Genomic DNA, 23,619 nt, shown 5'->3' with positions numbered 1-23,619 from the left:
CCAATGGTGTGCTCAGCAGCCATGGTTTCAGCGGTCGCGAGGAGGATGCCATGTTGCTGCGTTGCCTGGGCGTCGCCGCCGGTGGTGGTTATCCACAGTGGAACTGCGCGTGCACCGGCTGCCGCAAGGCACGGGAGCGGCCCGGCGCCGCATCGTTTCACGCGGGCCTCGCCGTCTCCGGCACGGGGCAGCGCTGGTTCCTGCTCAACGCCACCCCCGACGTGCACCACCAGATCGCGGCCACCCCGTCCCTGCACCCGGGGCCGGGGGTGCGCGACACCCCGGTGGCGGGCGTGCTGCTCAGCGACGCCGAGTTCGACCACACCATCGGCCTGCTCGTACTGCGGGAAGGATCGCCGCTGTCGGTGTACGCGACGCCGCCCGTACTCGACGCACTCGGCAGCGACTTCCCGGTCAGCGAACTTCTCGCCGACTATGCCGAGCTGTCATGGCGCGAGCTGCGCACCGGCGACACCGTGGAACTCGACGAGCAGCTGCAGGTCACAGCGTTCCCGACAGGCAGCAAACCACCACGCTACGTCCGCCATCCCAAGCCGTTCGCCGACTGGGAGATCGGCTTCCACCTGCGGGATACCGTCACCGGCGGCACCGCCGTGTACGCCCCGACGGTGCCGCGCTGGGACGCCGACTTCGCGGCGCGGCTCGACGGCGTGGACTGTGTGATGATCGACGGCACCTTCTTCACCGACGACGAGATGACGCGCGGCAACACCGGAACCCGTCGCGGCCGCGACATGGGGCACCTTGCCGTCGGCGGCGCCGACGGTTCGCTGCGTATGCTCGCCCGGCTGCCCGCGAAACGCAAGGTGTACACGCACGTGAACAACACCAATCCCATCCTCGACCCGGAATCCCCCGAACACCAACTGCTCACGAAAATGGGCGTGGAGGTCGGCAGGGCAGGCCTCGAGGTGGAGCTGTGAACTCATGAGCGGCCGGGGGCCGGGCCCGAGGAACGCACCGGCGGTGGCCGCGAGATGACGCAGCCGACCGGTTCGGGGGAGAGTTTTCCGAGCCTCGTCGAGAATGGCAACCTGACAAGGCGCGAAGCGGCCGCCCGAGCCGAGTTGGTGTCGGACGTGCGCTACCGGGTGGACCTTGATCTGACCGCGGCCGACGACCGGTTCCGTTGCGACGCCACGATCCGGTTCCGCGCGCGCAGCGGAAACACGCTGACCTTCCTCGACTTCGCGGGCAGCCCGTGGTTCGTCGAGTGCAACGGAACGACCCTTGACACAGGGGCATACCACGCCGAACGCGTCTATGTGCCCACCGTGGCGGGCGAGAACGTGGTGCGCGTGGTTGGCGCGGCTGCGTACGGACGGTCGGGTGTGGGCCTGCACCGCTTCCGCGACCCCGAGGACGGGCAGTCTTACCTGCACACGAGGTTCCGGCCGTTCGAAGCCCACCGCGTGTACCCCTGCTTCGACCAGCCGGATCTGCGGGCGACGCTGGAGCCCGTGATCACCGTGGACGAGCGGTGGCGGGTGCTGGCCAACACCGAGCCGGTCGGTGAACCCGAACCGTTGCCGGGCGGTCGCGCGCTGTGGGCGTTCGCCCCCACTCCGCCGTTGCCTCCGTACCTCACCACTCTGGTGGCAGGGCCGTTTCACCGGGTCAACGGTCGCCACGGCGATCTTCCGCTCATGTTGTGCGCCCGTCCGGGACTGTCCGAGGAGTTGGAGTCGGCCGCCGAGGAACTGTTCGAGTTGATCGGCCACGGCTTGGACCACTACGAGCGGCTGCTGAAGCGGCCCTACCCGTTCGCGAAGTACGACCACGTCTTCGTGCCCGAGTGCGCGGTTTCCGCTGCCGAACACCCGGGGTGTGTCGTCGTCGACGAGAACCTGCTCTTCTGCGGCGCTACGGCGACTGCCACCAGGCGGCGACGGCGGGCCGAGGTGCTACTGCGGGCCATGGCGCACATGTGGTTCGGGGGTCTGGTCGGTATTCGTTGGTGGAACGGGCTGTGGCTGCGGGAGGGCATGGCCACGATGCTGGCCGCGCAGGCGCAACAGGCGGTGACCCCGTTCGGCACGGGCTGGCCGCAGTTCGAGCAGCGCGTCCGTGCGCGGGCGCGGCACGCGGACCGGCTGCCCACCAGCCGGCCGGTTGCCGAGGACGTTCCCGATACCGGCACGGCGAGGGCGAGCTTCGATGCGATCGCACGCGACAAGGGTGCCTCGGTGCTGCTTCAGCTCGCCGACCACGTCGGCTGGGAGGGCTTCGTCGATGGCCTGGGCCGCTTTGTCGAGCACCACGCGTGGAGCACGGCAGACCCCGACCACCTACTCGCGTCGCTGCGGTCGGCCACGGCCACCGATCTGACCGAGTGGGCCGAGGAGTGGTTGGCGCAACCCGGGGTGGACGTCGTTGAGGTGTTCCGCCCGGGTTCCGGGGCGACAGCCGTGCACTTGAGCGACCCGCCTCCGCATCCCAGGCGGCTGCAACCACGGATCGGCTGCTACACCAGTGACGGCCCCGGGTTGCGACTGCGGCACAACACCGTGCTGCACCTCGACCGGCGTGGCTCCGTACGAGCACCGTGTCGGGCGGCTGATCTGGTGCTGCCCAACGACGACGGGCGCACCCACATCAAGGTGCGCCTCGACCCGGCTTCCCGGCGTGCGCTGCTGAACGCGATAGCCACACTCGCCGATCCGACCGCGCGTGCCGTGGCTTGGGGTGCGCTGTGGGACGACGTGCTTGACGCGCGGCTGGCCGCCCGCGTGTTCGTGGCGACCGTGCTGAGGCACGCACCGCTGGAGAAGGACGCCGAGTCGCTGCGGCTGCTGTGTGGCCGCGCGGTGGTCGCGGCAATCGACTACGGCGAACGCTCCAACACCGCGCCGCTGCTGCACGCGATGCACACTCACCTGCGGGGCGAGTTGGACCTGGCAACGGGACTCGACCGGCAGCTCGCCCTGGCCGATGCGCTGCTCCGCTCCGCGGCAGCCGAGCACGACAGCCTGCTGTACGACATGGCGCTGCGCCGCCCACCATGGCAGGAACTGACGATCGACAGGAATCTTCGCTGGCGGGCGCTGCTGCGGCTGTCCGCTCACGGCCGCCCGGTGGAGGACCTCGTCGCCGCCGAACTGGCGGCCGAACCTCGTTCGGACGGCCGAAGACGCGCGCTGTCGGTCGAGGCCGCACGGCCGCGACCCTCGGCCAAGGAGCAGTCGTGGCACCGCGTGTTCAGTGGTGCTCACTCCTTGGCCGAGCGCCAGGCGATCATGGCAGGGTTTCGCCAGCCCGGCCAGGAGGACGTCCTGACGCCGTACGCGGAGCGCTACTTCACGGTTTTAGAGTCCGTGTGGCAGGCGGAGGGGCCCGAGTGCGCTCGCAGCGTGGCACGCGGCCTCTATCCACGGGTCACCGACGCCGAGCAGGAGGTGCTCGCCCGAACCGACGACGTCCTACAGCGGGGCAGGCTGCCCCAGGAACTGTTGCGTGTCCTGCTCGAACAGCGAGGGGAACTGGCGCTCGCACGGGCAGCCAGAGCGCGGGACGCGGTGCGCACCCGTGCCGGGTGAGTATCGCGTCCCGCGCTCCTGAACGCACGGTCGGACAGGTGCCATGGCGAAGATTGGTGCCGCCTCGCCAGTCGAACCCTCACCCCCGGCGGCGAGCACCGCGTTTGGCGTAGCACCACCCGTTCGCTCGAGGTCCGCAGGTTCGCAGGTCCGCATTGGACAGCAGCGACGAGAACATCGAGGTTTCCTCCAAGACCGTAGAACAACTGTTCGATGTCTCCACACTACCGCAGACATCGAACATGCGTTCGAACTCGATGGGGTGAGGGTGTCCGCGCTGCCCGCCAGCTGTCGAGAGTAGTACCGGTTCGAACGCCAGTTCAGTCGCCGGTTCACCGACGAGTCCGGTGTAGACCACTCGTCACCGGCTACTCGGTGAACGCATGCACGCACCTGGAGCTGGATGACGCGACCGGTGACCGCGATGCAGGCAGCCGCAATGACCCGCAAACCGTGCGCAGGCGACAACGGTAGCCGGTCCCCGGCCGGTCCTCGCGGTTCTCGGCTGCACGGCAGGTCGGCTTCCAGCTCCGGCGTATGGGGGGCGGCCGCGCAATACGCCCACCAGCCGACCCTGCGGCACAGTTCCGTCACGGCGCCGGAGAAGGATCGTCCCGGCAACGGCAACGGCAACGGCAACGGCAACGACAACGACAACGACAACGACAACGACAACGACAACGACAACGACAACGACAACGACAACGACAACGACAATACCCAGGCTTGGTGCTGCATCGCGATACCGGGCAGGCGGCGAGGCGGTGAAGCCGCGGCCGTGATCACGGCCGTGGCAGGCTTCGGCGGCCTACTCGCTGCCGATCTCCTTGCGCAGCGCGACATTGAAGGCGCGCAGCGCCGCGACAGTCACGTCTTCGTGCTCGCCGTCACCACGCTTGGCGCGCCAGCACGACCTGGCGAAGGAGTCCGCGTGCTCACGGGTTTCCCGCGTGCACAACAGGTGGATCACCGCGCGACCCTGCTGCAACCGCGACTGCCACTCGCGCAACTCGCTTGGTTCGAACGATTCCAGCCAGTACTTGCCGCCGCTGCGGTACTCGTAGATGCTGGTGCCCGCGCCGACCATCTCGGCCGCACCGGCCAGCTTCTGGTCGCGTAACCACCGCCGGTGCTCACCGCTGCTCTTGATCCAGGCCCCCAGCAACGCGCCGGAGAAGCCCAGCAACGCGCCCATGAGCCCGGCCAAGATATTGATCACGGGGGCAGTCTAGTGACTCGAACCACCGAGGAAGGGCAGGATTCGGCACAGGATCACCGGTCACGGGTCGTCGGCTACGCGTAGGACTGTGAGTCGATCGCCATCGTGCCGCCTTGCTCGACAAGGGTGTAGACGTGCCGTTCCGTCGTCGAACCGCCGCCCACGAAGAAGTAGGTGATCGTCGCGGTCACGGTGTTGCCACGGCCCGCCCTCACGTCGCTCACCCGTACCGACCTCATCCGGCTCCAGAATGCCTCGTAGTCGGCGAAGCTCGGGGTGCGGGTGCGCTTGAAGCGCTCGGTGAGCCTGTCGTAACCCGCACGCAGATCGCCGGGTATCAGCGCGTAGTAAGCGCGCAGCGCCGACTCGAGTCGGCGTGCCGGGTCGGTGGCGGGCTTGTCGGGCTCCGAGGAACTCGACGGCGCCGAGGTAGTTTCCGTTGTGGGGGACGCCGGAGCGGACGGCCCGGTCGGGTTCACCGTACCCGAGCCTGCGGAAGGCCGGTCCGCCTCGCGGGACGCGGCCATGCCGGACGCCCCGGTATGGGACCGTTCCTCCCGGCTGAGCAGCCACCAACCCGCCGCCCCCGCTGCCAGCACGATGACCAGTGCCAGCGCCGCCACCAAGGTGGATCGCTTGCGCGCGGCGGCAGCGACCGTGCCGGGCCGGTCCGACGACGTGCTGACATCCGCCCGCGGCGTCGCTGGTGCCGACAACCTGGCGAGTTCGGCCGCCGCCTGCGCCATGTCCGGCCGGGCGTCGGGATCGGGGTCGAGCAACTTCAGCAGCACCGGGCGCAGTGGGCCCGCATGACCGGGCGGCTCGATCTCGCCCTGGGAAACCTTGTGCAGCAACGCGATCGCGTTGTCCTGCGTGCCGAACGGCGGCGCGCCCTCGATGGCATGGTACAGGGTCGAACCCAGCGAGAAGACGTCGGAGCGGAAGTCGGCGTCGTTGCCCCTGGCGACCTCCGGCGCGAAGTAGGCCGGGGTCCCGGCCACGAATCCGCTCGCGGTCAGCGTGACATCGCCCGCCGCACGGGAGATGCCGAAGTCGGAGATCTTGGCGGTCCCGTCCTCGGCGAGCAGCACGTTGGCGGGCTTGACGTCTCGGTGCACGATCCCCGACCGGTGCGCGGCCGCGAGTGCCGCCGCCACCTGCCTGCCGATGGCGGCGACCTCGGCCGGTTCGAGCCTGCCTCGCTCGGCGATGACCTGTGCCAGGCTGGTGGAGGGCAGGTACTCCATCACCAGCCACGGATCGCCCTCGTCCTCGATCACGTCGAAGACGGCGATGGCGTTGGGGTGCAGCAGGCGCGCGGCGATGCGTCCCTCCCGCATCGCACGGGCCCGCACGTCCGCGGTCGGTGACCCCGGCTGCGGTTGCAGGTGCAGGCGCTTCAGCGCCACCGTGCGGTGCAGGCGCTCGTCCTCGCCTTTCCACACCACGCCCATCGCGCCGGTTCCGAGCCATTCCCCCAACCGGTAGCGGCCCCCGACCAGTTGACTCTCGTCCGTCAAGGGGCAACTCCAGCCGGGCCGCGGTGCTACGAAATGGAACTCGACGTGATCTTACCTGCCCGTTTCGCGCACCCGGCCGAGGTGGACCGCCTATGGGAGCTTCACGGTCTCCCTGAGCGCCTTCTTGTCCGGTTTGCCCAGAGCGGTCAGCGGCAGCGAGTCGGCGACGATCACATGCTTGGGAGCTTGGACGGAGCCCTTTCGCTCCTTGACGGACGCGACGATCTCCTCGGTGAGTTTCGCGATCGACTCCTCGTCGGCCGGGTGCCCCTCGCGAAGCACGATCACCGCGGTGACGGCCTCACCCCACTTCTCGTCGGGGGTGCCGATCACGCCGACCTGCGCTACGGCAGGGTGAGCGGCGACGACGTCCTCGACCTCGCGGGGGAAAACGTTGAACCCGCCGGTGACGATCATGTCCTTGACGCGGTCTACGATGAACAGGAAGCCGTCCTCGTCCTGCCTGGCCACGTCACCGGTGTGCAGCCACCCGTCCCGGAAGGCCTCCGCCGTGGCCTCCGGCTTGTTCCAGTAGCCACCTGCCAGCAGCGGCCCGGCCACGCAGATCTCGCCGGGCTCGCCCGGCGCCACCTGGTTGCCGTTCTCGTCGAGCAGCGCGGTTCGCACGAACGCCGAAGGACGGCCACACGAGGCCAGCCGGGCCTCGTCGTGCTCGTCCTTGCCGAGGTAGCTGATCGCCATCGGCGCCTCCGACTGTCCGTAGTACTGCGCGAAGATGGGGCCGAACCGCTCGATCGCCTCCCGCAGCCGAACCGGGTTGATGGCGGCGGCGCCGTAGTACACGGTTTCCAGCGACGACAGGTCACGGGTGCGCGAGTCGGGGTGGTCCAGCAGCGCGTACAGCATCGTGGGCACCAGCATGGTCGCCGTGATGCGCTGCTCCTCGATCGTGCGCAGCACCTCGGCGGGGTCGAACCGCGGCAGCACCACCAGCGAACCGCCCTTGATCAGCGTCGGTGCGAAGAACGCCGCGCCCGCGTGCGACAGCGGCGTGCACACCAGGAACTTCGGCGCCCTCGGCCATTCCCACTCGGCGAGTTGGATCTGTGTCATGGTGGTCATGGCCTGCGCGGTGCCGATGACGCCCTTCGGCTTGCCGGTCGTGCCGCCGGTGTAGGTGATGGAAACGATGTGGTCGGGCGGGAGGTCGGCCGCCTCCAGCGGTCGCGGCTCGAAGGTCGCCGCCACCTCGGCCAGGTCACGCGCACCGGTATCGGCCAGCGCCTCGGGCACCGGTCCGATGGTGAGCACCTGCCGCAGTCCGGGCACCTTCTCCAGCAGTCCCCGCGCACGTTCCACGAACGAGGGCACCGGGTCGATGATGAGTGTGGAGATGCCCGCGTCGTCGAGCACGTAGGCGTGGTCGTCCAGTGACCCGAGCGGGTGCAGCGCGGTGCGCCGTGAACCGAGCACCTGGCCCGCGCCGATGATGAGCAACACCTCGGGACGGTTCGTGGACAGCAGGGCCGACGAGGCACCGGTGCCCGCGCCGAGTGCCTCGAACGCCTGCGCGTACTGGCTGACCCGCTGTGCGGTCTGCCGACCGGTCAAAGTGGTCTCCCCCAGTACCAGCACGGGCTTGTCCCGATGGCGGTGCAGGGCCGAGATGATCAGGTGGCCAAGGTGGTTCGGCTGCCTCATGTCCATGGTCATGCGAGTTCCCTCCCGTCCTGCGGGGCGTGGTACAGCGTGACGACACAGGCGCCGCCCAGCCCCAGGTTATGCGCGAGTCCGAGTCGTGCCCCCGGCACCTGACGCTCGCCTGCGGTGCCACGCAGCTGCCAGGTGAGTTCGGCACACTGGGCGAGGCCGGTGGCGCCGAGCGGGTGTCCCTTGGAGATCAGGCCGCCCGACGGGTTGACCACCCAGCGGCCACCGTAGGTCGTGGCACCGCTGCGGACGAGCGAACCGCCCTCGCCCTGTGCGCACATGCCCATCGCCTCGTAGGTGATGATCTCGTTGATGGAGAAGCAGTCGTGCACCTCCAGCACGGCCACGTCCTCGATCGCCACTTCCGCGGCGTCGAGGACCTCCCGGGTGGCCTGCCGGGTCATCGGCGCGCCCACCACGTCGATCATCGAGCCGGAACGCAGCGACTCCTCGGTGTCGGTGACCAGGCTCTGCGCGACGATCTCCACCGCACGGTCGGCGAGACCGTGCTGCTCGACGAACCGCTCGCTCACCACCACCGCGGCGGCCGCTCCGTCGGACATCGGGGAGCACTGTGAGCGCGTCAGCGGTCCGTGCACGGGTTTGTCGGCGAGCACCTCGTCGAGGGTGTAGGGCCGCTGGAACTGCGCGAGCCGGTTGCGGGTGGAGTGCTCGTGGTTCTTGACCGCCACGCTTGCCAGGTCGCGCACCGTCGTGCCGTAGCGTTGCATGTGCTCGCGGGCGGCATTGCCGAAGAACTGTGCCGTCATCGGAGCATCCTGCGTCCAGCCGTGGGCGGACACCATGACGTCGAGGTGCGCGTCGACCGTGGTGATGCCCGCCGAACCGCCCGTCATCGCTTGCTTGGTCATCTTTTCGAAACCGAGGGCCAACGCGACGTCGCACAGTCCACTGCGGACCCAATCGCGGGCGAGCACGAGCGCTGTCGACCCGGTGGCACAGTTGTTGTTCACGTTGACGATCGGGAGTGCGGTGAGTCCGAGGTCGTAGAGTGCCCGCTGACCCGCCGCCGACGGCTGGAACACGTACCCGACCGCCGCACGCTGCAACGCTGGGTACTCGACGCCTGCGTCGGCGAGAGCGGCGCGCACCGCGTCGCCGACCAGGTCCGGGTAGGTGACCTCGGAGCCGATCCTGGTGAACGGGGTCATGCCGACCCCTGCCACGAACGCCCTCATGTGGTGATCCCCGGTCGGCTGCTGCCTACCACCCACAGCGCGTGGAACTGCGAGGCTCCGCCCATGGCGTGCCCCACCGCGCGGCGCGCGCCGTCCACCTGGTGCTGCCCAGCCATGCCGCGCACCTGCAGCGCCGCCTCCGCGAACCGGAGCAGCCCCGTGGCTCCGGTCGGGTTGCCGGAAAGCACGCCGCCGGAGGGGTTGACGGGCAGGTCGCCGTCGAATGCGGTGCGGTCGTCGTCCACGAGCCGCCAGCCTCGGTGTTCCTCGGCCAGGCCGAGGTTTTCCAGCCACATCGGTTCGTACCAGCTGTAGGGGATGTAGAGCTCGGCGACGTCGAGTTCATCGGCGGGACTGCTGATCCCGGCCTGCCGGTAGACGTCGCGAGCGCAGTCCTGCCCCGCGCGGGGGTTGACCTCGTCGCGACCGGCGAAGTGGCCGGTCTCGGTGCGCCAGGACATGCCGTGTATCCACGCGGGCGGGCGGGCGGTGCTCGGCACGTCGTTCTCCCCCGTGATGACCACGGCACAGGACCCGTCGGAGGACGGGCAGGATTCCAGGAAGCGGATCGGGTCCCACAGCATCGGTGAGTTGCGCACCTGCTCGATCGTGATGTCGGGGCGCTGCACGTGCGCGTAGGGGTTGCGGGTGGCGTTGAGCCGGTGGTTGACCGCGACCTTCCAGCCGATGTGTTCGGGAGCCTTCGACCGCCGGATGTACTCGCGGACCACCGGGGCGAAGTGGCCGCCCGCGCCCGCGCCCAGCTGCGCGCTGAACGGCAGTGGACGCGACAGCGCCCACGTGAAGTCGCCCTCGGACTCCTTGGAGTAGGCGACCACGAGCACCCGGCGCGCCAACCCGGCCGCCACCAGGTGGGCACCGTAGATGGCGGCGTGGCCGCCGACACTGCCGCCGGTGAACACCCGCGTCACCGGCAGCCCGACCGCGCCCATCGCGTCGGCCAGGTACAGCTCGGGGTTCATCACGCCGTCGAACAGGTCGGGGGTCTTGCTGAGCACCACGGCGTCGATGTCGGCGAAGGTGAGCTCGGCGTCCTGCAGCGCGCCTCGCACCGCCTCCCGCACCATCGCCGCGATGGTCACCTCCCGGCGCTTGGCCTGCTTGCTCTGGCCGACTCCGACGACCGCGAGTGCCTTGCTCATGCCCTTGCCTCCCCCGAAAGCAGGCAGACGAGGTTGTGTTGCAGCACCTGCCCGTTGGTGGCGTGGGCCAGCGCCCGCTGCGCCGCGCCGTCGATGATGCGGCGTGCCGCCTCACCGATGCGGATGAGCCCGGTTGCGGTCACCGGGCGGCCTGCGAGCGGGCCGCCGGAGGGGTTGACCGCGCTTGCTCGCAGGCCGAGTGCCTTGACCAGCAGCGGCTCCGCGTAGCTGTACTCGGTGTGCAGCTCGGCGATGTCCACTTCGGATGCCGCGAACCCGGCTTGTTCGGCCGCCCGCGCGGCGGCGAGGAGGGCCGAGTCCGACCGGGTCAGATCCCGCACTCCCGGATAGTGGGTGTCGATGCGGTGGTCGAGGCCGCGTACCCACGCGGGCCGGTCGCTGAGCCCGCGCGCCGCGTCGCCCGCCGCGAGCACCACCACCGCGGCCGCGTCGCCGACGGGGGCGACGTCGTGTTCGCGCAACGGTGTGCTGATGTACGGCGCGCGGAGCATCTCCTCGACGTCGAGCTGCCCCGATTTCTGGGCGTAGGGGTTGTCCACCGCGGCGGCCAGGCAGCGCACCACGATCTCGGCGAGGTGGCGTTCGCTGGTGAGCCCCGCATCGATCAGTGCGGCCGCCTGCAGGCCGGCCAGCGCGTCGCGGTGTGGACGCAGCGGCGCGAGCAGGTACGGGTCCAGCTGTGTGGGCAGCACCTGGTCCAGGTCGGCGGCGAGCGAGCCCCGGCCGATGCCGTAGACCAGTGCGATGTCGCCCTCGCCGAGTTGCAGCCAGGACCAGGCTTCGGCGAACGCCCACGCGGCGTCCATCTCGACGTGTGACTCCGAGATCGGCGGCCACGCGCCCACCGCGTCCAGTGACTCGATGTAGGAGAACGTGCGGCCTTCGAAGAAGTCGTGGCTTCCCGAGACGAAGAAGTCGATGTCGTCGCGGTCGAGTCCCACCGCACCCAGCGCCTGCTTGATCACGGGCAGCAGGATGTCCGCCATGTCGTCGTGGCGGTTGGCGGCCTGGCACGGCGACTGGGCGAACGAGACCACGGCTACCTCACGCATGACCGCCCCCGGCGGGACGGTAGTGGCGGATGCTGGTCAACGAGTTCTCCCGCTCACCTTCGTCGACCCACACCGGCTCCACCTCCATGCCGATCCGCACGTCGGAGGGCTCGATCTCGCGGACCAGGTGCATCAGCCGCGTCCCCGTGCCGTGTACCTGGATGTGCGCGACCACGTACGGCGGCTGGTGGACCTGCCCGGGAAAGGGGAAGCTCACCACGCAGAAGGTGGAGATCAGGCCGCGCCCGTCCAGTTCGAACGGCTCCCCCAGCGGGCTCAGGCAGCGGGAGCAGAACTCCGGCGGCGGCAGGTAGACCTGCGCGCAGCCGGGGCAGCGTCGCGCGAGCATCCTGCCTTGGGCGAGGCCGCGCAGGAACACCGACCGGCCGGTGCCCGCGACGTAGGTGTAGTCCATGCGAAACGGGCTCGCCATGGTGGTGAGCGGCTCGGGCAGGGTCGGTGCCGACGGTTCACTCACTGTTCCACCTCGAAACACTCGATGTCTCGCAGGTCGCCGACACGTTCGCCGCGCCACCGCGCCCGCACCCGCATCCCCCTCGTCATGCGGGTGGGGTCGGCCTCCACGTCGACCGCGTGGAGCAGCGAACCGGCGGTGCCGTCGATCTCGACGAGCGCCCAGGCGAAGTCGTGCGCCACCGGGTCGCCCGGCCGCGACCGGACCCAGGTCCAGACGGTGACCGTGCCGGTCGGCGGCAGCTCCACCAGTTCGCCGGTCTCGGCGCCGGTGTCGGGGTCGAACTCCAGCGGCGGGCACAGGACGCCGCGCCGAGCCCGCACTCCGAACAGCCGCTTCTCCTTCAACCCGGCGAAGAACGTGCCGAGCTTGGGACCAACGGTGCGCTCGAAGGGGAACTGCAGCGTGTACGGCGCGCAGAGGCTGCCGTGGCCGCCGGGCGCGGGGGTGCTCATCCGATCGGCAGGGCGACGGACTTGAGTTCGACGTAACCGTCGATGCCCTCCGGACCGAACTCGCGCCCGATACCGCTGGCCTTGAAGCCGCCGAACGGGGCGTTGAACTCCAGCAGGTACTGGTTGATGCCGAGGGTTCCGGTACGGATGCGCCTGGCCACGTCGAGGCCGTGCTCCACGTCCGAGGTCCACACCGATCCCGCGAGGCCGTACTCGGAGTCGTTGGCGATGCGGATGGCGTCCTCGGTGTCGTCGTAGGGGATCACGGCCAGTACCGGGCCGAAGATCTCCTCCTGGGCGATGCGCGCGGAGTTGTCGACGCCCGCGAACACGGTCGGCCTGACGTACCAGCCGCTGTCCAGCCCTTCGGGCCTGCCAGGCCCGCCGACGGCGACTTTCGCTCCTTCGTCCTGACCGATGCGGATGTAGTTCTCGACCCGCTCCTGCTGGCGGCGCGCGACCAGCGGGCCGATGTAGTTGCCGTGGTCGAGTGGGTCGCCGATGGTCAGCCCGCCGACCATTTCCGCCAGCGCGTCCACCACCTCGTCGTGTCGCTTCCGTGAGGCGAGGATGCGGGTCTGCGCTATGCACGCCTGTCCGCTGTTCATCAGTGACGCCAGCTGCAGGCGTTCGACGGTCTGGCCGAGGTCGGCGTCGTCGAGGATGATCGCCGCCGACTTGCCGCCCAACTCCAGGGTGACCCGGCGCAGGTCCTGACCGCACAGCGAGGCGATGCGCCTGCCTGCCGCCGTGGAGCCGGTGAAGGAGATCTTGTCGACTCCCGGGTGGGTGACGAGGCGTTCACCGACTTCGCGGCCCGCGGGCAGCACGCTGACGACCCCTTCCGGCAGGCCCGCCTCGTCGAGGATCTCGGCGAGGGCCAGGCCGGACAGCGGTGATTCCGGCGGTGGTTTGAGCACCACGGTGCATCCGGCCAGCAGCGCGGGCGCCAGCTTGGCCATCGTGACGAAGTGCGGCACGTTCCAGGGTGTGATGATCCCGGCGACGCCCGCGGGTTCGCGGCGGACGACGACCTCTCCGCCGAACGCGCCGGTGCGGCGCTCTTCCCACTTGGTGTCGCGCGCGGCGGCGAGGTAGGAGTCGAGTGCCATCATGGTGGCGCCGACCTGACCGATCTGGGAGAACCAGATGGGCGCGCCCATCTCGGTGCTGATCAGTTCGGCGAGTTCGTCCTGCCGGGCACGGTAGGCGTCGGCGAAGCGCTGCACGGCGGCGATCCGCTCGGCGGGGTCCAGTCGCGGCCACTCACCGTTGTCGAACGCCTCGCGGGCCGCCGCCACAGCGGCGTCGAGGTCGTCGGCGCCGCCCTCGGGTGTGCGCCCCACGAGTTGTTCGGAGTGGGGCGAGACGACCTCGATGGCGCTGTCCGTGGCAGGGGTGGTCCACCGGCCACCGATGTAGAGCTCCTTGTACACCCGCATGCGTGCTCCTCGCTGTCGACCCCGCTGTCCGGCCCACCCGGCGGGCCTTCCCGCAAAACTAGAACACGTTATCATTCGAGCGCAACGGTCGGAGTCGAACGGCCATCGCAAGCACTGCTCGGGGGATGGAACACGTATCACGATGCTGCCAGGAACGGCGAGGTGGCATCAGGCTCGGGTACCTTGCCCGGGCCGACGGTGCCGGCGGCCGCCCGCCGTGTGGCGACCGCCGAGCCCGCCTACGGCATCACTGGAAACGCCAGCCGCTCGAGTTGCACACGGCGTCCGGGCTCTCACTTCGATCCCGGACGCACGGGAACCCGTTCAGCACGCTGTCCTCGTAGTACTTCTTGTTGCACTGGTCCCACTTGCCGTCGCCCAGGCTGTTGACGCACATGCCGGAGCGATACAGGCTGCCGCCACGGAAGTTCTCCCAGTGCACGGCAGCCGAGGCACCGTCGGCGGCCTGGTCCTGCACCCACCAGCGGTCACCGTAGGCCGGGTAGCAGATCTCCACCGCCCGAACGGAGTGGCACGTCAACTCCGAGCGGGGCGGCAGCGAACCGGCGACGGCGTGGTCGACTTCGTAGGCCGCGGTCGATACGTCGCCTGCTGCCGCCGTCCGCTCCGTCGCCGTGTCCTGCGCCGCCGTGGCGATGCCGGGCATCACAACGGCGAACAGGGCGGCGGCGACCATGGACAGGGTCAGCACGATCCCTCTTCGGCTGCTCATCCGGTTCCTCAATCGTAGGGACGCTTCGCTCGCATCCGAGGTCAGCGGGGTTCGCGGTCGCCGGCCCCTTGGACTGACCACGCCTCAAGCTGTAGAGCTGGTTTCGTTGACAAGAGGGCGGAACGTGGTCTGGACAATCAACGAGAATCAACGCAGGGGGAAAGCGGACATGGGCAGGCCGGAACGACCGGTGGACCCCGAGAACGGGCCGGTTCAGCGGTTCGCATGGGAACTGCGGCAGTTGCGGGAACAGGCCGAATCACCGGGTTACCGCCAACTCGCCAGGAAAGCGCACTACTCTGCCACCACGCTGTCGGAGGCAGCCGGTGGCGAGCGGTTGCCGTCGCTGGCGGTGACGCAGGCCTACGTTCAGGCCTGCGACGGGGACGTGGCGATGTGGCAGCAACGCTGGCGGCGGGCCGCGAGTCAGGACATCGGGCAGGCGTCCTGCCCCGACTGCGCGCCGCGTTGCCAACCATCGGGATCGCCCGACGGGGAGCCCGTGGCGGGTCGCACGCCGACCCAGCGAGACAGCAGGCTCACCCGGGTCGGCAGAGCCGCGGTGGTGTCGGCTCTGACGTTCCTTGCAGTGGCGACAGTCGTAGCGATGCGGCGTGGCGGTGCCGCACTCGGCGGCCGTTACGGCCGCCGAGGTATCAGCGGCCGGTCGCCTCGGGTGGCTGCGGAAGCAGGCCCACCTGCCGGTGAAGGGTTTCGAGGTAGCGTCGCATCTCCACGGCATCGGGCGGGTCCGGTTGCAACATCCGGTAGGTGACCGCGCCGGCGAGCATGTCGATCAGCACGTCCAAGTCGGCGTCCGCAGCGATCGTGCCGTCCTCCTGGGCGCGCCGTAGCAGGGCTTTGGTGGCCTCGCGGCGGGGCAGGAGGTAGTGGCGCCAGTATGCCGCCAGCAGATCCGGATGGCTGACCGCGGAGCCATAGATTCGGGAGACGAGCGCACGGAACTCGCGGCTGGCAGCGAGCTTCGCCGACTCGGGCAGGACCCGCTCGAGGATCTCCGATGGCGAGCCGGTCTCAATGTCCGCATTGGACGGCCATTCCCGTTCCTCGACCACCGACGCGACCGCCTGTGCGAGTAACTCCTCCTTCGACGACCAGCGGCGGTAGACGGTCAGCTTGCCGACACCGGCACGCCGGGCGATCCGCTCCATGCTGGCGCCGTCGACGCCGCGTTCGAGGAACAACTCGAACGCGGCCCGCAGGATCGCCCGGTCGGTGTCGGGGTCGCGCGGGCGGCCGCGGCCCCGCGGCACGGGTGTGTGGTGGGTCATCGCTTCGCCCGCCCGGTACTCAACGCGGTGGTCAGCCACCGCTCCAGGAGGGAGACATCCCGTCCCCGCCATGCCAGGTGCCCGTCCGGACGGACCAACCACATCTCACGCCGGTCGTCCACATACCGCAGGAACACCACATGCTTGCCCGGCCGACGCTGGACGGAGGCAACGCCTCCCTGCTCCTCAGCGCCCGGCGTCAGTACCGCGAAGCGGCCACGAAGCTCGGCATACAGCCGCGACACCGCGCCGTCCGGGCAGACGCAGTGCAGGTCGGGTACCCGGTCGCCGGGCCTGGGTTCACGAGTCAACCGGGCGGTGCCCAGCGGGCCACGCCGGTAGCTCACCCACAACTGGGAAGCCGAGTAGGTCGCCCAACGCTGTACCCAGGGCAGGTTGAGCACCGGCACGAGCAGCCGGTCCCGCAGGAACCGGCCGACCGGGCCTGCGGCGATATTGACCTTCGTGACCGCGGTCGTGCCGCGCAGTACCTGAGTCGCCAGCGGCCGCCGCTCCGCTTCGTAGCTGTCCAGCAACGACTCGTCAGCCCGACCGTTGACGATAAGCCCAAGCTTCCACGCAAGGTTCTCCGCGTCACCGAGACCGGTCAGCATTCCCTGCCCACCGAACGGGGCATGCACATGGGCCGCGTCCCCAGCCAGCAACACCCTCCCACGCCGGTACACCTCCGCCAACCGCCGGTGCACGGTGAACAGCGACACCCACGTCGCGTCGCGGATCCGCGCGTCCGAACGACCCGTGCGCTCGGGCACGATCCTACGGAAGCGTTCCACGATCTCTCGCTCACTCGGCTTCACACCCCCCTCAGCGGGATCGTAGGCGATCAGCCGCCACAGATCGGCATTCGGACTGGGCATCGGCATGGCACCGATCATCCCGGCCGGGCTGACCCAGCCGGTGGTCCCGCTCCGGTCGAGGTCCCAGTCGATGTGCAGGTCCGCCAGCAGGTAGCGCTCGCTGATCCGAACCCCTGGAAAGCCGATACCCGCGAGTCTGCGGGTCACGCTGCCCGCACCGTCGCAACCGACGACCCAGCCGGTCCGCACCGACTCACCAGTACCCAGCACAGCCGTGACCCCGGTGCTGTCCTGTTGGAGGTCGACCAGGGTGCTGCCCCACTCCACCGCTGCCCCCAACTCGGCCAGCCGATCCCGAAGCGCCGCCTCCACCCTGGCCTGGGAAACCACCATCGGTGGCGCAGCGGTACGCAACCCCGGGTCGCCGAACCGCAGCGACGCGATCGGCCGATCGCCCAGATACGTCGTGATCATCATCGCGCGCAACGACTCTTCCGGCAGTTCCCGCAACGCGCCCAGCCGGTCCAGTACCTCCGAACCCCTCGCGTGCAGGAAGTTCGCACGCGAGGTCACCGCCGGGCCCTCCGCCCTGTCCACGACCCGCACCGAAACGCCCTGCCTCAGCAGCCCACAGGCCGTCGCCAGGCCCGTCGGCCCAGCACCGACCACCAGCACGTCAGGCGCCATCCCACTCACTCCCCCATATATTAACGATACGGTACCGTTAATATATTAAGCGACCCACCCGCCGGGCGGAAGGTCGAGAACGTGGTGAAGTTGTGGCCGCCGCGGCAGGGCAGCCGTGGTCCGGTCGGACTCGACCGCCTGGACAGGCGCGGAGGTATCCCGACCACCACGGTGAACGATCACGAAGAACAAGTCGCAGACCTCAGCTACGCTCCAACGAACGCAGCGCCTCGTCCACGCAGTCGGCCCAGGCTCGCTCACCGAGTTCGGTCACACCCGAATCGCCGACGAAACCACTGGAGATCACGATGTCCGGCGCGAGTTTCGCCAGTTCGGACAGGCTGGCGGCCAGCGCGTCGCGGTCGCTGTGGCCGGGGATGTAGCCCGCGAACCACTTGCCCTCGGCATCGCGCAGCACGGTGTCACCGGTGAACAGGTACGTCGCCTCGTGGGCAGACGACACCAGGAAACAGGTGCTGCCCGGCGTGTGGCCCGGCGTAGGGAGCACTTCCAGCCCGTCCAACTCCACGCGACGCTCGTCGACCACGCCGTCGACGGGGCAGGTTCTCCCGACGACATCAGCCTCGGCGGCGCCACAGTGCAGCGTCGAGCCGTACCTCTGCCTGATGGCGCGAAGCGAGGGCGCGATCTCGTCCTGGTGGCTCAGGTACTGGCGGGCGACTCCGCCCAGTCGCGCCATACCGTCGATCTCGTGTTCCAGAGTCGTGTTGTAGAACAGCACGTTGCCACCGGGCGCGGCCCACAGATAGGCGTGGGTGCTCAGTCCGGGAGCGGGGTACTCCGCCTCGGTTTCCCATAGATCAGGCCGGATTCGCCTCATGACACTCACCCTCCAAACTGTACTGACAAGCCTCACGCTAATACCTCTAGTAAGGTCAAGGTCAAGGATCGCCAGTCATGGGGCCTTGCCGCGAGTGCCGCGCTTGCTGGGCCGCCGGTTCGGAAAAACCCGGAATCGCCCACACCGTTGCCGCCACCCGCGATAGGGTCGCGTTCCCAGTTCGCCGCCGTCAGAACCGGGAATGTCGTGGACGACAAGCCAACCGCCCGCCCTGCCGAATCCGCTGGTGGTGTGGCGCCCGCCCGCCTGGTGGCGCGCCTGCTGGGCGCGGCGGCGTCAGGCGCCGGTCTCGTGCTGGGCTGGTGGGGCTTCTTCCTCCTCTTTCCCGACCTGCCGTTGTCCCTGGTGAGCCCGGGGCGACCGGGAGGCGACTGCGAGGCGGTACGGGCGCTGTGTGAGGCCGCGGGCGCTGTCGGCGGCGCGATGATCAGTTTTGTTTTCACCATCGCCTTGGTGCTGGGCCTGAGCCTGCCGATCGGCTGGGGCCTGCTGTGGCTGCTTCGCGTCCGGCCTGCCTACCCGACGGCGCTGCTCGGACCGGTGCTGGCCTGGGTGATCGGTTCGACGGCTGACCGCCTCGGCGGCATCGCGGGTGGCGAGCCGCCGGTGGCGCTCGCGTTCTGTGTCGGGATCGGCTATGCCACCGCCGCGGTCGTCACGGCTGCCACCCTGCCGCGATACTGGCGGTTCGCCGCCCTTTCCGCGCTGGTCGTGACCTGGCTGCTGCTCATGTCGTTGACCAGGGCCTGACGTCACCTCACCCGTTTCCGGCCGCTGTGGGCGTGCGGCCGCTCAGCCCGCGTAGCCGTTCTCCCCGGCATTGCGCGGCTGCTGCAGCACTGCCTGCCCGAGCACATGGCACAGGTGCAGCGCGAGTTCCAGGTCCAGCTGGCCTTCGGCCAGCGGGCGACCCCGCTCCTGTTCCGCCTTGGCCAGCCGGTACTTCACGGTGTTGCGGTGCAACACCAGCGTCTTGGAGGTCTCGACATAGCTGCCGGTACGCAGGAAGGTTCGCAACGTCTCTCGTAGCCGGTCGGCGGGTTCGGTGTCGAGCGACAGCAGCCCGAGAGTGTCGATGACCCACCGCCGGGTGGCGGCGAGGTCCCGGGCCAACATGGCCACGACAGCCATGCCGTCGTCGCCGTAGCAGACGACCCGGGTGTGCGGCTCGCTGCTGGTGTTGGCGACCAGCCGCACCGCATTGGCTTGTTCCAGCGTCCTGCGAAAGCCCTCGACGCCTGCGACGGGAGTGCCGATCGCGGCCCGTACGGACGGGGTCACGGACAGTACGTCACTCACCCGCGCCGCGCCGGTCGGTGAGCTCACCTTCGGCACATGGCACCATACCCATGCGGTGCTGCGGTCGATGGGCATGAACAGCGGCTCGTCCTTGCTGCCCAGCGCGCAGGCGAGTCGCTTCGCCAGCGACCGCAACGTCTCGATCTGGTCGGCGGCCTGCCGCACTCCCTCGTCCCAGACAACGGTGGCGACGTGCGGCCGTTCGAGGCGGTAGCCGGTCGTGGCCGCGAACTGGTCGGGCTCCACGGGCTCGCCGTCGAGCAGCCGATGCACCAGCCGTGACACGTCGGTGGCGTTCTGCTCCAGCAGCGCAAGCCGCTCCGCCTCGTGCGCGTCCAGCACCACCCTGGTGATCCAGTCGATGTAGCGGTGCAGCCAACCGGCGAGGTGGTGCAGCAGCCGCAACTTCAGCTCCGAGGAGCAGTCCAGTAGTTCGATCTCGTGGAACACCTCGGCCAGCAGATCATCGGTGCCGATGTGGTACGCGCGGCGCAGCGGCCCCGCGGGTACGCCGGCACGAGCAAGCCGGACGGCGTACTCGGTGGCGGCGGTGGCGGGCTGCACGTGCTCGATCGGGATGTCGTTGCGCAGCATGTGCAGGATCGTGGTGACATTGCCCTCGACGCTGGCGTGCAGCATCTCGGTCAGTTCCGGCGCGTCGAGATCCGCGACGGCGTGCTCGATCGCGGAGTTCACGCTGTCGCTGAGTTCGGTGTGGCGCGCCTGCAGGCGCTCGGCGACACGCACCACGAGAGCGCGGATCTGCCCGGCCTCCGGGGCGTCGTCGGAAACCAGGCGTCGTTTCAAGGGTTCGGTCACGAGCACCCCGCGCCCTTCCCACGAAGCTCGCGCAGCGCCGAACGCGCCGCGTTGTAACCACACATGCCGTGCGCACCCGCGCCGGGTGGGGTGGCCGCCGAACAAAGATAGACACCGGGCACCCCGAGCCGGTAGGGGTCGAGCGCCACCCTCGGCCGAAACACCAGCTGAAGCGCGTCGTTGGCGCCGGTGACCACGTCGCCGCCGACGTAGTTCGGGTTGTACTCCTGCAGTTGCCGCGCCGACCGGACGTGGCGGGCGAGAACGCGGTCCCGAAACCCCGGCGCGAACCGTTCGATCTGCCGCTCGATCGCCACCGTGGCGTCTGCTGCCCAGCCCTGGGGCACGTGGGCGTAGGCATACACCGGCACCACGTCCCCCGCCGCGCGCGAGGGGTCGGCGAGGTACTGCTGGCCGACGAGAACGAACGGCCGCGTCGGCATCCGGCCACGGTGGACCTCCCGCTCGGCCGCCGCGATCTCGGCGAGCGACCCGCCCACATGCACCGTGCCCGCGTGTCGCGACTCCTCGTGCTGCCAGGGCACCCCTTCCCGCACCGCGAACTCGACCTTGAACACCCCTGGTCCGTGGCGGTACCGGGTGAGGGCACGCCGAACGCGCGGCGGCAACCGCTCACCGGCGATGCGTGCGGCGGCGGAAGGGGCGACGTCGAGCATGACCACGTCCGCCGAGCCGAGTTCGTCCAGTGACGTCACGGTGATCCCGGTTCTCACCTTGCCGCCGTGTTCGGCGAGCAGACCGGCCAGCGCCCGCGCTATCGCGGCCGAGCCGCCCTCGGCCACGGGCCAGCCGTAGCGGTGAGCCGCCGTCCCGAGCGCGACGCCGATCGCCGACGACATCGGTGAGGCGAACGGTCGCAGTGCGTGAGCGGCCACACCCGCGAACAGCGCCCGGCCCTGCGGCGTCGACCACCTGCTGGCCAGCGCAGTGGCGGGCAGCGCGGCCAACGCGCCGAACCGAGCCAGCTTCACCGGATGGGCAGGCAGGTGCAGCATCGGTCGCAGGAAGTCCTCGGCGATGTCGTCGAACCGGCTGGTCAACCAGCCGAACACCTGCCGCCATGCTCGCCCGTCCGCACCGAGAGCCGCCGCTGTGGCGTCCGGCGACCGCCACGCCGCAGCGCCACCGCCACCGTCGAGCGGGTGGCTGTACTGCACCTCGGGCCACCGCCAGCGCAGCCCGTGCCGTGACAGGTCGAATCGTCGGGCGAACGGCGTGTCGACGGCGAGCGGGTGGAAACCGGAGCATTCGTCGTGCAGCAAACCTGGCAGGGTGAGTTCGCTGGTGCGGGTGCCTCCCCCGATGGTGGGTGCCGCCTCCAGCACCTCGACCTCCACACCCTCCGCCGCCAGGGTGAGGGCGGCAGCGAGCCCGTTGGGCCCGCTGCCGACCACTACGGCTTTCGTCATGAACCGACTGTTCCACTCGCCGGGTCACGGTGCCGCGCGGGTCGCGCGGAATCGGCGGGTCGCGGCGCGGGATGGACGAAATCGCCTGCGGGCTCGTAACCGGGCAGGCGCCAGGTCACCTGGTGCGGAACCGGCCCGTTGGGAATCCACGGCTGCTCGGCCACCGCGTCACGCACGTCGTAGTAGCCCCGCTCGACGACACCGAGCGCGGCATCGACGACCATGTAGCGCACGGTCTTCTTGTGGATCGGCTGCGACTCGGTCCACGCCATCACGAACTCGCCCGGCTCGAAGCCGCACCGCTGCTGTACCGCCGCGATCGTGCGCTCGTCGAAGAGGTGGCCGTCGCCGAACTGCCAGCCGACCAGCACGGTGCAGACGACCTCGCCCTCCCGCAGCCGGTAGTTCTCGAGCTTGTCGAGGTGTCGCTGCAGCAGCGAGAGGTGCATCCGGCCATGACTGTGCATGCTGCGGAAGGCCACGCACTTCTGCAGGAAGATCTCGGCCACATCGGAGCCGTAGAGGCTGAGCAACTGCTGCCGCTGGGTCTTCATCGACTTGACGAGGCCGGTGTCGAGCTTGTCCTCGGCGTCGTTCATCCGAAACGCCATCGTGGCCGATGCCCAGTTGCCCGCGTACTGCCGCATGGAGATCAGGAACGACACCCACTCCGGCCTGAGGTTGCCCAGGATCGGGCCGGTCAGGCAGAGAATCAGCGCCGCGGCGAGAATCCAGGCACTGCTGAAGTCGACGACGCTGTACCCGTTGCCCGCGAAGAACCCGCCGAACAGGAACGGCACCACGAAGATGAAGAAGACGTTCCATTCCAGCGGTACCGCGAGCGGGAAGGTCGAGTAGATGAAGAGGTGGAACAGCACCATGCCCGCGATGGCCAGCCAGGTGATGGTCGCGTTCGTCGAGAACAGCAGCACCAGCGGCAGGCACAACTCCACCACCGTGCCCCCCAGGTGTGCCCAGCCCAGCGCCATCTTCGAAGGGCGCAGATCGGTTGGCACATTCCGGTAGAGCGAGCGCTTGAACCGCTTCGACCGCAACCACGGCGTGTTACTCATCATCGCCTGCACCACCAGGCTGAAGTGATGCCCGAACTTGGAGACACCCGCACCGAGCCAGATGACGACCATGGCGATCTTGGCGACGAGCACCATGTCGACGTGGCTTGCCAGCACGCCGAAGGCGAGCAGGCACACGGCGTACTGTTCCGGACGTGAGGCCAGGAACACCACCCTGTCACGCAGCCCCATGATCAGCAGTAGTGCCACGTAGCTCAGCAGTGCCCAGCCCGGCAACAGGCCGACGTCGGTGTAGGCGGCCGCGTTCTGCACGCCGGGAGAAAGCAGCAGGAACAGCAGGTTAGCCACGATCAGCAGGTAGAGCCCGACGTCGAAGGCGCTGCGCCGGTCACCCGCCGTGCCGGGGACCTTGCCCGGATACGGCGGCAGCCGCAGCGTGCCCGGCCGGGCCCAGTAGCGCCAGCCACCGATCATCGGGCCGAACTTGAAGGCCAGCGGCCCCCAGGAAGCGGCGTGCCCGGTGATCTCCCACAGCACCGTCCACACCATGAGCTTCTGGTAGACGATCAGCTCACCCCACCACGCGCCGAGATCGGTGAGGCTGAGCCCGGGTGTGGTCAGGCCGACGACGAGCCAACCACCGACGACGAACAGGACGGTCTTGATGAGGTAGAGCATGTGCATCTGTTTCGGACCGCCGAAGCCGTACTCCGTCCAGTGCACGGCCAGCATCCGCATCCGTTCCATGACCGGCATGGATTCGAACTTCGCCGGGTCCACCGGCGGCATGTCGGGGGTCTTGAATCCCACGGTGCTCTCCTTCGTTCGCGGGCAGGGGGCAGTGACTGCGCGAGGGAGCCCGCGCAGGACG

At 69.3% G+C, this 23,619-nt stretch carries 20 protein-coding genes; 4 read left to right on the top strand and 16 right to left on the bottom strand.

The window, feature by feature from the left end:
- The first annotated feature begins 50 nt into the window (after positions 1 to 50).
- Both pqqB and pepN read left to right on the top strand, forming a co-directional pair.
- A complete protein-coding gene (gene pqqB / locus SACMADRAFT_RS12035; RefSeq protein ID WP_009154095.1) occupies positions 51 to 944 on the top strand; it encodes a pyrroloquinoline quinone biosynthesis protein PqqB in 894 nt (297 codons plus the stop codon).
- Between the two features lie 54 nt (positions 945 to 998).
- Positions 999 to 3,557, top strand: coding sequence for an aminopeptidase N (gene pepN, locus SACMADRAFT_RS12030; RefSeq protein WP_009154094.1), 2,559 nt, complete (start codon positions 999 to 1,001; stop codon positions 3,555 to 3,557).
- An 808-nt stretch (positions 3,558 to 4,365) separates the two neighbouring features.
- Here the strand turns inward: pepN and SACMADRAFT_RS12020 are convergent.
- The 10 genes from SACMADRAFT_RS12020 to SACMADRAFT_RS11975 all read right to left on the bottom strand — a co-directional run bounded on the left by SACMADRAFT_RS12020 (position 4,366) and on the right by SACMADRAFT_RS11975 (position 14,507).
- Positions 4,366 to 4,776 carry a hypothetical protein gene (locus SACMADRAFT_RS12020; protein WP_040925664.1) on the bottom strand — a complete coding sequence of 137 codons (411 nt, stop codon included), beginning with the start codon at positions 4,774 to 4,776 and terminating at the stop codon, positions 4,366 to 4,368.
- A gap of 74 nt (positions 4,777 to 4,850) precedes the next feature.
- Entirely contained in the window at positions 4,851 to 6,296 is a 1,446-nt protein-coding gene (locus SACMADRAFT_RS12015; protein ID WP_009154091.1) for a serine/threonine-protein kinase, read from the bottom strand.
- Positions 6,297 to 6,386: 90 nt separating this feature from the next.
- The gene (fadD8, locus tag SACMADRAFT_RS12010) at positions 6,387 to 7,970 is read right to left on the bottom strand and encodes a fatty-acid--CoA ligase FadD8 (protein WP_009154090.1); all 1,584 of its coding nucleotides are present in this window, start codon (positions 7,968 to 7,970) and stop codon (positions 6,387 to 6,389) included.
- Positions 7,967 to 9,166: a thiolase C-terminal domain-containing protein gene (locus SACMADRAFT_RS12005; RefSeq protein ID WP_009154089.1), complete on the bottom strand. Its 1,200-nt coding sequence runs from the start codon at positions 9,164 to 9,166 to the stop codon at positions 7,967 to 7,969. Before SACMADRAFT_RS12005 ends, fadD8 begins: the two co-directional genes overlap by 4 nt.
- Positions 9,163 to 10,329 carry a thiolase domain-containing protein gene (locus SACMADRAFT_RS12000; protein ID WP_009154088.1) on the bottom strand — a complete coding sequence of 389 codons (1,167 nt, stop codon included), beginning with the start codon at positions 10,327 to 10,329 and terminating at the stop codon, positions 9,163 to 9,165. Before SACMADRAFT_RS12000 ends, SACMADRAFT_RS12005 begins: the two co-directional genes overlap by 4 nt.
- Positions 10,326 to 11,402: an LIPID TRANSFER PROTEIN/KETO ACYL-COA THIOLASE LTP4 gene (locus tag SACMADRAFT_RS11995; RefSeq protein ID WP_009154087.1), complete on the bottom strand. Its 1,077-nt coding sequence runs from the start codon at positions 11,400 to 11,402 to the stop codon at positions 10,326 to 10,328. The genes SACMADRAFT_RS12000 and SACMADRAFT_RS11995 overlap by 4 nt, the downstream gene beginning before the upstream one ends.
- Positions 11,395 to 11,880, bottom strand: coding sequence for a Zn-ribbon domain-containing OB-fold protein (locus SACMADRAFT_RS11990; protein WP_009154086.1), 486 nt, complete (start codon positions 11,878 to 11,880; stop codon positions 11,395 to 11,397). Before SACMADRAFT_RS11990 ends, SACMADRAFT_RS11995 begins: the two co-directional genes overlap by 8 nt.
- Complete coding sequence (locus tag SACMADRAFT_RS11985) at positions 11,877 to 12,332, bottom strand: Zn-ribbon domain-containing OB-fold protein (RefSeq protein ID WP_009154085.1); 456 nt, start codon at positions 12,330 to 12,332, stop codon at positions 11,877 to 11,879. The genes SACMADRAFT_RS11990 and SACMADRAFT_RS11985 overlap by 4 nt, the downstream gene beginning before the upstream one ends.
- Entirely contained in the window at positions 12,329 to 13,774 is a 1,446-nt protein-coding gene (locus SACMADRAFT_RS11980; protein ID WP_009154084.1) for an aldehyde dehydrogenase, read from the bottom strand. The genes SACMADRAFT_RS11985 and SACMADRAFT_RS11980 overlap by 4 nt, the downstream gene beginning before the upstream one ends.
- Positions 13,775 to 14,021: 247 nt before the next feature.
- Positions 14,022 to 14,507 carry a hypothetical protein gene (locus SACMADRAFT_RS11975; RefSeq protein WP_009154083.1) on the bottom strand — a complete coding sequence of 162 codons (486 nt, stop codon included), beginning with the start codon at positions 14,505 to 14,507 and terminating at the stop codon, positions 14,022 to 14,024.
- On the opposite strand from SACMADRAFT_RS11975, the gene SACMADRAFT_RS31275 reads away from it, so the two are divergent.
- Positions 14,431 to 15,282, top strand: a complete 852-nt coding sequence (locus SACMADRAFT_RS31275) for a helix-turn-helix domain-containing protein (RefSeq protein ID WP_332307208.1) — start codon at positions 14,431 to 14,433, stop codon at positions 15,280 to 15,282. The two genes, SACMADRAFT_RS11975 and SACMADRAFT_RS31275, sit on opposite strands and share 77 nt — an antisense overlap.
- Here the strand turns inward: SACMADRAFT_RS31275 and SACMADRAFT_RS11970 are convergent.
- The 3 genes from SACMADRAFT_RS11970 to SACMADRAFT_RS11960 all read right to left on the bottom strand — a co-directional run bounded on the left by SACMADRAFT_RS11970 (position 15,164) and on the right by SACMADRAFT_RS11960 (position 18,145).
- On the bottom strand, positions 15,164 to 15,781 hold the full coding sequence (locus SACMADRAFT_RS11970) for a TetR/AcrR family transcriptional regulator (protein WP_232285580.1): 618 nt from the start codon (positions 15,779 to 15,781) through the stop codon (positions 15,164 to 15,166). The two genes, SACMADRAFT_RS31275 and SACMADRAFT_RS11970, sit on opposite strands and share 119 nt — an antisense overlap.
- Before the next feature lie 14 nt (positions 15,782 to 15,795).
- Positions 15,796 to 17,304, bottom strand: a complete 1,509-nt coding sequence (locus SACMADRAFT_RS11965) for an FAD-dependent oxidoreductase (RefSeq protein WP_009154081.1) — start codon at positions 17,302 to 17,304, stop codon at positions 15,796 to 15,798.
- A 202-nt stretch (positions 17,305 to 17,506) separates the two neighbouring features.
- The gene (locus tag SACMADRAFT_RS11960) at positions 17,507 to 18,145 is read right to left on the bottom strand and encodes an MBL fold metallo-hydrolase (protein WP_009154080.1); all 639 of its coding nucleotides are present in this window, start codon (positions 18,143 to 18,145) and stop codon (positions 17,507 to 17,509) included.
- A gap of 207 nt (positions 18,146 to 18,352) precedes the next feature.
- Here SACMADRAFT_RS11960 and SACMADRAFT_RS11955 point away from each other — a divergent pair, with 207 nt between their 5' ends.
- Entirely contained in the window at positions 18,353 to 18,916 is a 564-nt protein-coding gene (locus SACMADRAFT_RS11955) for a hypothetical protein (RefSeq protein ID WP_009154079.1), read from the top strand.
- A 42-nt stretch (positions 18,917 to 18,958) separates the two neighbouring features.
- Here SACMADRAFT_RS11955 and SACMADRAFT_RS11950 read toward each other — a convergent pair whose 3' ends face one another.
- From SACMADRAFT_RS11950 to SACMADRAFT_RS11940, 3 genes are read right to left on the bottom strand one after another with little or no spacing between them, the layout of a single operon-like run.
- Positions 18,959 to 20,284, bottom strand: coding sequence for a PucR family transcriptional regulator (locus tag SACMADRAFT_RS11950; RefSeq protein WP_050998361.1), 1,326 nt, complete (start codon positions 20,282 to 20,284; stop codon positions 18,959 to 18,961).
- Complete coding sequence (locus SACMADRAFT_RS11945; protein WP_009154077.1) at positions 20,281 to 21,714, bottom strand: phytoene desaturase family protein; 1,434 nt, start codon at positions 21,712 to 21,714, stop codon at positions 20,281 to 20,283. The genes SACMADRAFT_RS11950 and SACMADRAFT_RS11945 overlap by 4 nt, the downstream gene beginning before the upstream one ends.
- Positions 21,711 to 23,558 (bottom strand): DUF3556 domain-containing protein, encoded by a 1,848-nt coding sequence (locus SACMADRAFT_RS11940; RefSeq protein WP_009154076.1) that lies wholly within the window; start codon positions 23,556 to 23,558, stop codon positions 21,711 to 21,713. The genes SACMADRAFT_RS11945 and SACMADRAFT_RS11940 overlap by 4 nt, the downstream gene beginning before the upstream one ends.
- Positions 23,559 to 23,619: the final 61 nt, after the last annotated feature.

Origin of the sequence: Saccharomonospora marina XMU15 (assembly GCF_000244955.1) — a bacterium.
Classification (GTDB): Bacteria; Actinomycetota; Actinomycetes; order Mycobacteriales; family Pseudonocardiaceae; genus Saccharomonospora_A; species Saccharomonospora_A marina.
Note: the sequence above shows the minus strand (reverse complement) of the source record. Positions and strands in the feature narration are given on the sequence as shown.

Bases quoted from the DNA above. Each gene is read 5' to 3' on its own strand.
- SACMADRAFT_RS11980 (WP_009154084.1), bottom strand. From the start codon at position 13,774: ATGCGGGTGTACAAGGAGCTCTACATCGGTGGCCGGTGGACCACCCCT.
- pqqB (WP_009154095.1), top strand. From the start codon at position 51: ATGTTGCTGCGTTGCCTGGGCGTCGCCGCCGGTGGTGGTTATCCACAG.
- SACMADRAFT_RS11985 (WP_009154085.1), bottom strand. From the start codon at position 12,332: ATGAGCACCCCCGCGCCCGGCGGCCACGGCAGCCTCTGCGCGCCGTAC.
- SACMADRAFT_RS11965 (WP_009154081.1), bottom strand. From the start codon at position 17,304: ATGGCGCCTGACGTGCTGGTGGTCGGTGCTGGGCCGACGGGCCTGGCG.
- SACMADRAFT_RS11960 (WP_009154080.1), bottom strand. From the start codon at position 18,145: ATGAGGCGAATCCGGCCTGATCTATGGGAAACCGAGGCGGAGTACCCC.
- SACMADRAFT_RS31275 (WP_332307208.1), top strand. From the start codon at position 14,431: ATGCCGGGCATCACAACGGCGAACAGGGCGGCGGCGACCATGGACAGG.
- SACMADRAFT_RS12000 (WP_009154088.1), bottom strand. From the start codon at position 10,329: ATGAGCAAGGCACTCGCGGTCGTCGGAGTCGGCCAGAGCAAGCAGGCC.
- pepN (WP_009154094.1), top strand. From the start codon at position 999: ATGACGCAGCCGACCGGTTCGGGGGAGAGTTTTCCGAGCCTCGTCGAG.
- SACMADRAFT_RS11995 (WP_009154087.1), bottom strand. From the start codon at position 11,402: ATGCGTGAGGTAGCCGTGGTCTCGTTCGCCCAGTCGCCGTGCCAGGCC.
- fadD8 (WP_009154090.1), bottom strand. From the start codon at position 7,970: ATGACCATGGACATGAGGCAGCCGAACCACCTTGGCCACCTGATCATC.
- SACMADRAFT_RS11975 (WP_009154083.1), bottom strand. From the start codon at position 14,507: ATGAGCAGCCGAAGAGGGATCGTGCTGACCCTGTCCATGGTCGCCGCC.
- SACMADRAFT_RS11945 (WP_009154077.1), bottom strand. From the start codon at position 21,714: ATGACGAAAGCCGTAGTGGTCGGCAGCGGGCCCAACGGGCTCGCTGCC.
- SACMADRAFT_RS12005 (WP_009154089.1), bottom strand. From the start codon at position 9,166: ATGAGGGCGTTCGTGGCAGGGGTCGGCATGACCCCGTTCACCAGGATC.